The sequence below is a fragment of the Gammaproteobacteria bacterium genome, assembly GCA_021648145.1.
Classification (GTDB): Bacteria; Pseudomonadota; Gammaproteobacteria; order JAADGQ01; family JAADGQ01; genus S141-38.
Genome location: JAKITI010000017.1, coordinates 47,860 through 57,333, shown reverse-complemented (window position 1 = coordinate 57,333; position 9,474 = coordinate 47,860). Strand labels below are relative to the sequence as shown.

The following is a 9,474-nucleotide window of genomic DNA, read 5'->3' as shown; positions in this document are numbered from 1 at the left end:
GGTCAGCATTTGTGGGCGAGAGGCTATTGGGTAGCTTCAAGCGGAAACGTGACAGACGAAGTCTGGAAAGCGTATATAGAAAACCAGAAGCCGAACGACCCCGATGATGATTTTAGTGTGCTGTAAGTCGCCTTTAGGCGAAATGACCGGCTTTCAGCCGTAACCTGAAACCACCTGCTTTAGCCGGTGGAGTATTCATTTGAAAAAAACAATATTAACGTATTTATCGTACCGATTAAATAGGCTAAAATAACCGAATCGAACGATATTAAAAGGTGATACTTATGCAAGCCATATCAGCAAATGATGCCAAAACACAATTTTGCGATATGTTATTGAAGGCACAACGTGCACCTATTCAAATCAACAAAAATGGTAAACCCGTTGCTGTCGTTATCTCCGTGGAGGAATATAAAAGCATCGAAGCTCTAAAGTTACAACTATTGCAATCCAAAGCGGCTAAAGCTAAAGACGACATTCATAATGGTAATATGGTAAACGGCGAATCATTTTTTGATGCGCTGGAATCCGGGCAACATGATTAATACGCCAATATACCGGCTTACTCCTGATGCCCAAGCAGATCTCATCAAAATTCGTCGCTATACCCTTAGTCAATGGGGGGAAAGACCAATCACAAAAATATCTCTCTGAACTGCGCCAAACTATCAAGCTTTTATCAGAAACACCAGCCATTGGAAAGCAACGTCACGAAGTTGGAACGGATGTTTCCAGCTTTCCTCACGCCAGCCATGTAATTTATTACACGCTACACGAACAACAGGTCGTGGTGTTTGGTGTGCTCCATAAAAGCATGATACCGCTCACTCATCTGGAAGACCGAAGTACAATCTAAACCAATCAAGTGGCTGTCATACAGCCACTTGACTGCCCAGTTCATGACATAGAAAACAACTAGGCCAAGGCTTTCTACGTTTTAGACTTTTCTCTCTGGGGATTGGGTATTCAGCCCTCGGCGGTGCCGCAGGGCTGAATTTCCCTAATTAATTAAAACTTATACAGCCCGACCCCTTGAATATCAATGACACCAGACTCTGTTCCATACATTTCCATATATTTATATTTTAAGGGCAACAGATCAAAGCCTATTTTTTTAGTCCAATAAGCCATGCATGTAATATCTCCCTGATCCCCTTTGGTGTTGAGTGGAAAGACAGAAGCAACCTTAACGGGATCTGACTCCATAAAATCAGAGTCTACATAAAAATCCACAGTCGCACCATCATCGCAACCACTAAAACCCACCTCTACTTCTACATCATCACCATCAAATTTAGCACTAAGTACCGTAGCAACACGGCCAAAATCCATAACTTTTAGGTCATCCACCCGTACAGGGGCACTATCACCGGATACAACACCTTCCAGAGTTCCACACTCGCCGTTAAAGCTTATTGCTGCTTTTTCCAAACCTGCAACACAAGCATTTCCAAAGGTTTTATAAACATGCGTAGGACAGGGCGCATTAATACACTCGATAGAAGTTTCTTGCTTGGCACAGACGGGATCATATTGCTTCGTGCAAGCCTCTAGACCTTCACACTCAACCTTAACATTCCTAACATCGCCATTAAAACTCCCCACACCATTACTCACATAGCAACTGTTCACACTCTCTGGCTGTTTAAGCACAGAGACTTGATAGTCACTTCGATATGAAAAATCCTTAGAAAATTCAAAAGCCCCATTTTGTTTAATAGCAACAGTAGAACCCGTGACATCCTCCATCAGTGTTATAGAGTCACCCTTTTCAAGACCGCTCACCTCCCCGCCTAATTTACATGCGGTTAAAAATAAAATGAGTATTAAAACTGCAGGTATTTTTATATATTTTAAATATTTCACAACAACCCCCTTATTAAAGGTTTAATGGAAATTAGATGTATCCGTCTATTATGAATATCCATGAAAAAGAAAGGCGTTCACGTAATGAATTAGACAGCACTATTCAAATTCATGAACTTTTTCATGTTAATAATATGACGCAACTAAAAATGTGTCGTACTGCACTATTCCAGCAACACTTTTACTCTAATGCTTGTAAACAGTGTATGTCCATTGAAAAAATGTATCACTATGTAGCACTAATCATTACTACACTATGAAATCAAATAAACCGATTTATAGATTGATTATGATAGTGCGAATAACCAAGGCGCATCCTTACCCCGCTTAGCTTCATAAATATCAATATCACTTACATGCTCCAAAGTCAGCGCAATATCATCCAGACCATTGAGCAAGCAGTATTTACGAAATTTATCAACCTCAAAAAGATAGCTCAACCCTTCTGGGGTCGATACAATTTGTTCAACCAGATTCACTTCCAGCTCGTACCCTTCATTGGGTTCTATATCGACAAACATCTTACCCACTGTTTCTGCATCAAGTACCACCGGTAAGATGCTATTTTTGAAACAGTTATTAAAAAATATATCCGCAAAACTTGGTGCAATTACCACTCGAAAACCATAATCAAACAGTGCCCACGGCGCATGTTCGCGTGATGATCCACAGCCAAAATTTTCCCGCGCCAATAAGATTTGCCCGCCTTGATAACGCTTTTGATTCAATACGAAATCGGGGTTCAAGGGGCGACCACTGTTATTCTGGTCCGGCTCACCGACATCAAGATAGCGCCATTCGTCAAAAAGATTCGGTCCAAAGCCACTGCGTTTAATTGATTTTAAAAACTGCTTTGGAATAATTGCATCGGTATCAACATTGGCACGATCCAAAGGCACAACAATACTTTTTAATGTTTTAAAAGGTTCCATATTTTATACCTGACTGATATCAACAAAATGACCTGCAATCGCTGCCGCTGCCGCCATCGCCGGACTCACTAAATGTGTGCGCCCACCCGCACCTTGTCGCCCTTCAAAGTTACGATTTGAAGTTGAAGCACAGCGCTCACCCGCTTCCAGACGATCTGCATTCATAGCCAGACACATCGAGCAACCCGGCTCACGCCATTCAAAACCGGCCTCAATAAACAGTTTATCTAACCCCTCATCTTCCGCCTGTCTTTTAACCAGACCAGATCCAGGAACAATCAGTGCCAATTTCACATTATCTGCCACACTTCTGCCTTGAATTACTGCCGCCGCTTCACGCATATCTTCAATGCGTGAGTTTGTACACGACCCGATAAAAACCTTATCTATCATTATATCTGTAATTTTAGTGTTCGCATCAACGCCCATATAAGCCAATGCCGCTCGAGTGCTCTCCTGCTTAACTGAATCTGTAATTTCATCAGGATTCGGCACACGACCATCGACTGCTAACACCATTTCTGGCGATGTTCCCCACGTCACTTGCGGTTTAATATCAGCTGCATCAAGCTCAACAACCTGATCAAAATAAGCACCTGCATCACTATGCAAAGTTCTCCACCACGCCATAGCAGAGTCCCACTGCTCTGCATTCGGAGCATAAGGCCGACCTTTGACGTATTCAATTGTCTTGTCATCCACCGCCACCATGCCCGCTCGCGCACCCGCTTCAATCGCCATATTGCACACCGTCATCCGCCCTTCGACAGACAACGCCTCAATCGCGTCACCGGCAAATTCAATCGCATATCCGGTGCCACCTGCGGTACCAATTTTGCCGATAATCGCCAAAACAATATCTTTAGCACCCACGCTGCTACGCACCTGACCATTGACTCGGATCAACATATTTTTCGATTTTTTCTGAATCAAACACTGCGTTGCAAGCACATGCTCCACTTCAGAAGTACCGATACCAAAAGCCAATGCGCCCAAAGCACCATGAGTTGAAGTATGAGAGTCACCGCAAACAACCGTCATACCCGGCAATGTCGCACCCTGCTCAGGGCCAATGACATGCACAATTCCTTGACGCGAATCATTCATATCAAATTCGGTAATACCAAATTCAGAGCAGTTTTTGCTCAATGTTTCTAATTGCAAACGTGCCACGGGGTCAGAAATTCCAGCACTGCGATCTGTCGTCGGAACATTGTGATCCGCCACCGCAAGGCTGGCATCACTACGGCGTGGTTTTCGCCCCGCCATACGCAATCCTTCAAAGGCTTGCGGTGAAGTCACCTCATGCACCAATTGGCGATCAATATATAAAAGTGTTGCACCGTTTTGATCTTCGCGCACCACATGCGCATCCCATAATTTATCGTAAAGTGTTTTTTCAGTCATTGATTGACTCCTCCTTGCCAAACATCATACGGCAACAAAAACACATTACACAAATTCATATTTTTTATATAATATATAACTATATTTCATAGATAGAATCTAAAGCCATGAATACGACTGACTTGAAAACCTTTGTAACGATTGCAGAGTGCGGCTCATTTTCAAAGGCCGCTTCGCTGCTTCACCTCACACAACCCGCCATCAGCAAACGCATTTCATCATTAGAACAATCACTCAACATTCGACTGTTCGATCGCATTGCACGTAAAACCAAGCTGACGGAAGCGGGACAAATGCTTTTGCAGCGTGCCCAGAAAATATTATTGGATCTGGAAGATACACGTCGCCTGATCACCAATATCAGCAGCCATGTGGGCGGTAAATTATCACTCGGTATCAGTCACCACATTGGCTTGCACCGTCTGCCGCCCATACTCAAACAGTACACACAGCAATACCCGGACGTTAAGCTCGATCTGAAATTTATTGATTCCGAAGCGGCATGTCAGGCGGTTGAAAAAAATGAGCTGGAAATCGCAGTAGTGACACTGCCTAACCAGCCATCAAACTCACTGAAATTGCTGCCTGTCTGGCAAGATTCACTGGCCTTTGTGACCGCGCCTGGTTTTCCACTGCAACATGCCACACCACAAACACTGGCCGCGCACCCCGCCATTTTGCCTGCTTACGACACCTATACGCGCGACATTTTGGAGCAACAACTCCACCCCTTTGGAATAAAGCTTAATGTGATGCTAGAAACCAACAATCTGGAAACGATAAAGATGATGGTTTCAATCGGGCTGTGCTGGAGTGTGTTACCTGAAACCATGCTGGATGAAACGGTCTGCGTTCATCCTGTAGAAGATATTGTTATAACGCGCACATTGGGGTTAGTGCACCACAAAGAACGAACACTCTCCAATGCGGCGAATGCATTTATAAAACTGCTGGAGAAAATAGAGGGTTAGCGGAATTTTTGTAGATTGCGCAAGGCGGCATCATATAGCACCTCGTCATCCGCAAGGCTATGATATGTTTCGGCAGCGGTTGCCACTGACTGCATATATGCTATCATTCAAAGTATGACAAAAATAGTAGTAATTGATACTAGCGTCGTAGTTAGTGCCCTGATTGGCGAAAGAGGACCCAGCAGGGTGGTACTTAGAAAGTGCCTCCATGGGGAATATAAACCCCTGATAAGTAATGCACTGTTTCGAGAAATTGAAGACGTAAGCCAACGAGAAAGAATACGGAAAAAATGCCCTTTGGCTGCCACTGAAATAAAAGAATTGCTTAACGCCTTTTACAGCGTTTGTAATTGGACTCCTATTTATTATCTGTGGCGACCAAATATTACAGACGAAGCCGATAATTTTTTGATTGAACTGGGGTTAGCCGGAAATGCCACACATATTGTTACCAATAACATTTCTGACCTGAGAAACTCCGAACTTAATTTCCCCGAATTGACTATTTTGAAACCTGAACAAATATTGAGAGGTGAGTGATATGGCCACATTAACCATTAGACTACCAGACGACAAGCACAACCGCTTAAAAGCGCTGGCTCAATACAGACATATAAGCGTTAACAAATTGGTTGAAGAGTTTTCAACCCAGGCACTCGCAGAATTTGATAGTGAAGTTCGTTTTAGAGCTCTTGCTTCTCGTGGCGATATCGACAAAGGCTTAAACCTGCTAGACAAGCTGGATAAACATTTTTCAAAAAGCTAATCGGGAATGAAAGATTGTACAGCATCACTAAAAACCCCCCACTACCCTCAAAATTTTTGTAGATTAGCGGTGAGCTTGCGAACCCCAACAAATTTATGGTAGTGGGTTAAACCTGAGAGTCAGCATGAATATCCCTGTTAAATTCCACTTTATTAATCAATAGCCCAATGACAATATCATGCATTTCGTCTGTTTTTGAAAAGCAGATTGTTTTGCGAGTCAGTCGTTTAATCCAGGTTCGAAAATTTAGATTTTTGCGTTCAATTTTTTGGGTGTTACGTTTGCCTACTTCATGGCTCTCCGGTTTTAGGTGACGTTCATAAGCGCCCCAGTCATCGGTGTAATAACGGCTGATTTCAAAAGGCTCCAACAAGACTTTAAGTTTTTTAAAAACGACATCTTTACGCCGACCCAACACATACGCCAGTATCGTATTGGTTGCGTGATCAACTCCATACCATAGCCAGCGTTGATTTTCTTTCTTCCCTACAAATGACCACTGTTCATCCAGTTCTGCCTCTTCACAGACAAGTTCAAGCCTCACTTCTCGTTCTTTGCTCACGTTAAATCTAGGATTCACTTGGACAAGCATTTTCGCTTTTTTTTTAGCGTACTGATCACTGTATTTTTATTGATTTTAAGGACTCGCGCCGTATCTCGAATACCGCTTCCATTCATCGCCATTTCTACCGCCTGTTCCTTGATGCCTGCCTCATACGCTCTATAGCGATAGGACAGCATGAATGTTTTTGTTTGACACTCATTATTCTCGCAACGATACCTGGGAATTCCGTGTACGCTTTCTCCCACCTTCTTGATTTCCGGGCTTTTGCACTTCGGGCATTTTATTTCTTCATAGCATTTCATAGCCTACATTATAAAATACTTTTCAAATTTAACCCACTACCATTTTTTACTCATGTAGAACATGGCACGGGCAATATCACCTCGCACTGCTGGACGCGGCTCTGCAAGCCTTTTTCTTTTATCGATTTCAAAATCACATGTGCCTTTTTTTGGCTCGCCAGGCAGTTCGGCAAATGCATATGCACTGCGCTGCCGATTGATTTTTGCCAGCGCCGGAAAAATATTGTGCATGTCAGCCACAATAACATTGAATTGGTGACTGTTACTGCGGCACTGCTTTCTTTTTCCGCATTTCAAGGATTTTGTGACCCAGGCCATCGGAAACACATGCTCAGCGTTAATATCGCGACCGTGACGACTACCGAATTCGCGTCCACAGTAGAGGGTTTTACCACCATTGGCATAGAGTGCTCCCCAAAATTTTGGCAGTGTTTTAAAGTATTCGGTATCTGGTTTTTTCCACGCAAAAGAGTTGCTACAGAAGAGCAGGAATAGTGTCAGCACAAGGATATGGGGTATATATTTAAAGGTGGAAATATAAAAAGGTGAAAAATTTTTCATGGTGTAACCATCCTTTTCTCCAAACCAGGTTTAGTCAATTATATAGCACTGAGCTCAATCTTTGGTGTTTGCAGATACATTCATAGGTTATGCACTTATTATACGAATTCAGGCAAATTATTCTAAAATAAATAAACAAATTGCTTCACCCTTAGAAGATATTGCTATTACATAAACATTAGGTATAGTAATTCACAAGGAATAAACACATTCATAAAATTGCTGGAAAAATATGACAGCCACTATTATTGACGGTAAAGCGATTGCTGAAAAAATCAAAAATGAAATTAAAGAAAAAATTGATCAGCGCTTAGCCAAAGCATTGCCACCACCAGGGCTGGCTGTGATCCTTGTGGGCAGCGATCCGGCATCTGAAATTTATGTTCGTAATAAGCGCAATGCTTGCGCTGCCACTGGTACGCTCTCTCGTGCTCATGATCTGCCTTCTGATATCACTCAAGAAACATTACTTGCGCTGATCGACGAATTAAACAATGACCCTGAAATTCACGGCATTCTGGTTCAATCTCCTTTGCCTGATCACATTGATGAAGAGATTGTTATAGAACGCATTCATCCTGATAAAGATGTTGATGGCTTTCACCCTTACAATATTGGCAGACTAGCAGTTCGTATGCCCACCCTGCGTTCATGCACTCCTTATGGCGTAATGATGTTGTTGGAAAATATCGGTTCAGAACTTAAAGGCAAACATGCGGTGATTGTCGGCGCTTCCAACCATGTGGGTCGTCCCATGGCCATGGAGCTGCTGCTCGCAGGCTGCACCATTACTGTTTGCCACCGTTTCACCAAAGATCTGGCCAAACACGTTGCTGATGCTGACATTCTCGTTGTTGCTGTCGGCAAGCCTGGCATCGTCAAAGGTGAATGGGTGAAGCCAGGAAGTATTGTTATTGATATTGGCATTAATCGCGCAGCGTCAGGGAAGTTAGTGGGTGATGTCGATTTTGATAGCGCCGCTGAACGCGCGGGCTGGATCACTCCAGTTCCAGGTGGAGTCGGCCCCATGACAGTCGCCATGTTATTAAGCAATACTCTGAAGGCTGCCGAACTTAATAGACTTTAGTATTGAAAAGCTATATAAGTTATTTGTGCGCATTCCTAAGTGAGTCGCGCCTAAGGTTGGGATCTAATCAGGACGCTAAATATCAGATCATATCAATTTAACTATCAAGACACGGATAATCACTATGACAAAAGAGTTTAAAGAGCAGCGCCATTTTCGAAGAATTCCCTTTGATACCCGAGTTATTCTTAAAAATGACCATCAGGAATGGTGTTGTCACCTCATTGATATTTCACTTCAAGGCGCATTAGTGGAAGTCAAAGACCCATGGACAGAAACATCCAGTGACCCATTCACTCTGGAATTTTTGCAATCAGGTATTGATGTGCTCATCCATATGGATGTATCCATCAAACATGTAACAGACAGGTTTCTGGGTTTGCAAGTCAAACATATTGACTTGGAAAGTATCAGTCACCTGAAACGCCTTGTCGAACTTAACCTCGGCAGCAGTGATGCAATTAACCGTGAGCTGACTGAACTTGGCAAACAGATGACCTCAGATTGATATAGAGGGCAATGTTATTAATACTGCAACTTCTCATTTTATTAATTGTTGCCAATGGCATACCCATTATTGCAAAGAATATTTTAGGGCAACATTTCAACTATCCAGTCGATGGAGGTATTCATTTTTTTGATGGAAAACCACTCTTTGGAAAATCAAAGACAATACGCGGAGTTGTTCTATCAATCATCATCACACCATTCTTTGCACTTCTTTTGGGACTCGACTGGTATATTGGTATAATCATTGCGAGCGCAGCCATGCTCGGAGACCTGTTCTCAAGCTTTATCAAACGCCGCATGAAAATGCCACCCAGCAGTATGGCACTTGGGATTGACCAAGTGCCGGAAACACTGTTTCCACTGTTAGCATGTCAAAGCCTGTTGAATCTGAGCGCTGAAGAGATAATTGCTATTGTCGTCATATTTTTTATTGTTGAACTCCTGCTCTCCCGTATTCTATATAAACTGAATATTCGTGATAGGCCCTATTAAATATTAAAGAGCCAA

General features: G+C 42.8%; 13 protein-coding genes and 1 pseudogene. 9 read left to right on the top strand and 5 right to left on the bottom strand.

Annotation, left to right across the window (positions count from 1 at the left end; translation table 11 throughout):
• From L3J70_10810 to L3J70_10800, 3 genes are all read left to right on the top strand, one after another.
• A partial coding sequence (locus tag L3J70_10810) for a transposase (GenBank protein ID MCF6236841.1) occupies positions 1-126 on the top strand: 126 nt, incomplete at its 5' end.
• Between the two features lie 158 nt (positions 127-284).
• Positions 285-545 (top strand): type II toxin-antitoxin system Phd/YefM family antitoxin, encoded by a 261-nt coding sequence (locus tag L3J70_10805; protein ID MCF6236840.1) that lies wholly within the window; start codon positions 285-287, stop codon positions 543-545.
• A 26-nt stretch (positions 546-571) separates the two neighbouring features.
• On the top strand, positions 572-856 hold the full coding sequence (locus tag L3J70_10800) for a type II toxin-antitoxin system RelE/ParE family toxin (protein ID MCF6236839.1): 285 nt from the start codon (positions 572-574) through the stop codon (positions 854-856).
• A 152-nt stretch (positions 857-1,008) separates the two neighbouring features.
• Here L3J70_10800 and L3J70_10795 read toward each other — a convergent pair whose 3' ends face one another.
• The 3 genes from L3J70_10795 to leuC all read right to left on the bottom strand — a co-directional run bounded on the left by L3J70_10795 (position 1,009) and on the right by leuC (position 4,205).
• Complete coding sequence (locus L3J70_10795) at positions 1,009-1,866, bottom strand: hypothetical protein (protein ID MCF6236838.1); 858 nt, start codon at positions 1,864-1,866, stop codon at positions 1,009-1,011.
• Between the two features lie 287 nt (positions 1,867-2,153).
• On the bottom strand, positions 2,154-2,798 hold the full coding sequence (leuD, locus tag L3J70_10790; GenBank protein MCF6236837.1) for a 3-isopropylmalate dehydratase small subunit: 645 nt from the start codon (positions 2,796-2,798) through the stop codon (positions 2,154-2,156).
• A 3-nt stretch (positions 2,799-2,801) separates the two neighbouring features.
• Entirely contained in the window at positions 2,802-4,205 is a 1,404-nt protein-coding gene (gene leuC / locus L3J70_10785; GenBank protein MCF6236836.1) for a 3-isopropylmalate dehydratase large subunit, read from the bottom strand.
• A gap of 107 nt (positions 4,206-4,312) precedes the next feature.
• Between leuC and L3J70_10780 the strand changes: the two genes are divergently transcribed.
• From L3J70_10780 to L3J70_10770, 3 genes are all read left to right on the top strand, one after another.
• Positions 4,313-5,176 (top strand): LysR family transcriptional regulator, encoded by an 864-nt coding sequence (locus L3J70_10780; protein ID MCF6236835.1) that lies wholly within the window; start codon positions 4,313-4,315, stop codon positions 5,174-5,176.
• A gap of 114 nt (positions 5,177-5,290) precedes the next feature.
• A complete protein-coding gene (locus L3J70_10775) occupies positions 5,291-5,716 on the top strand; it encodes a putative toxin-antitoxin system toxin component, PIN family (protein ID MCF6236834.1) in 426 nt (141 codons plus the stop codon).
• A 1-nt stretch (position 5,717) separates the two neighbouring features.
• Entirely contained in the window at positions 5,718-5,942 is a 225-nt protein-coding gene (locus tag L3J70_10770) for a toxin-antitoxin system HicB family antitoxin (GenBank protein MCF6236833.1), read from the top strand.
• Between the two features lie 106 nt (positions 5,943-6,048).
• Here L3J70_10770 and L3J70_10765 read toward each other — a convergent pair.
• Together L3J70_10765 and L3J70_10760 are read right to left on the bottom strand one after the other, a co-directional pair.
• Positions 6,049-6,809, bottom strand: a pseudogene (locus L3J70_10765) (IS1 family transposase).
• Positions 6,810-6,845: 36 nt separating this feature from the next.
• Positions 6,846-7,370, bottom strand: coding sequence for an endonuclease (locus L3J70_10760; protein MCF6236832.1), 525 nt, complete (start codon positions 7,368-7,370; stop codon positions 6,846-6,848).
• Between the two features lie 232 nt (positions 7,371-7,602).
• Between L3J70_10760 and folD the strand changes: the two genes are divergently transcribed.
• From folD to L3J70_10745, 3 genes are all read left to right on the top strand, one after another.
• Positions 7,603-8,457 (top strand): bifunctional methylenetetrahydrofolate dehydrogenase/methenyltetrahydrofolate cyclohydrolase FolD, encoded by an 855-nt coding sequence (gene folD / locus L3J70_10755; protein ID MCF6236831.1) that lies wholly within the window; start codon positions 7,603-7,605, stop codon positions 8,455-8,457.
• A 124-nt stretch (positions 8,458-8,581) separates the two neighbouring features.
• Complete coding sequence (locus L3J70_10750; GenBank protein ID MCF6236830.1) at positions 8,582-8,965, top strand: PilZ domain-containing protein; 384 nt, start codon at positions 8,582-8,584, stop codon at positions 8,963-8,965.
• An 11-nt stretch (positions 8,966-8,976) separates the two neighbouring features.
• Positions 8,977-9,459: a CDP-archaeol synthase gene (locus L3J70_10745; GenBank protein MCF6236829.1), complete on the top strand. Its 483-nt coding sequence runs from the start codon at positions 8,977-8,979 to the stop codon at positions 9,457-9,459.
• Positions 9,460-9,474 lie beyond the last annotated feature (15 nt).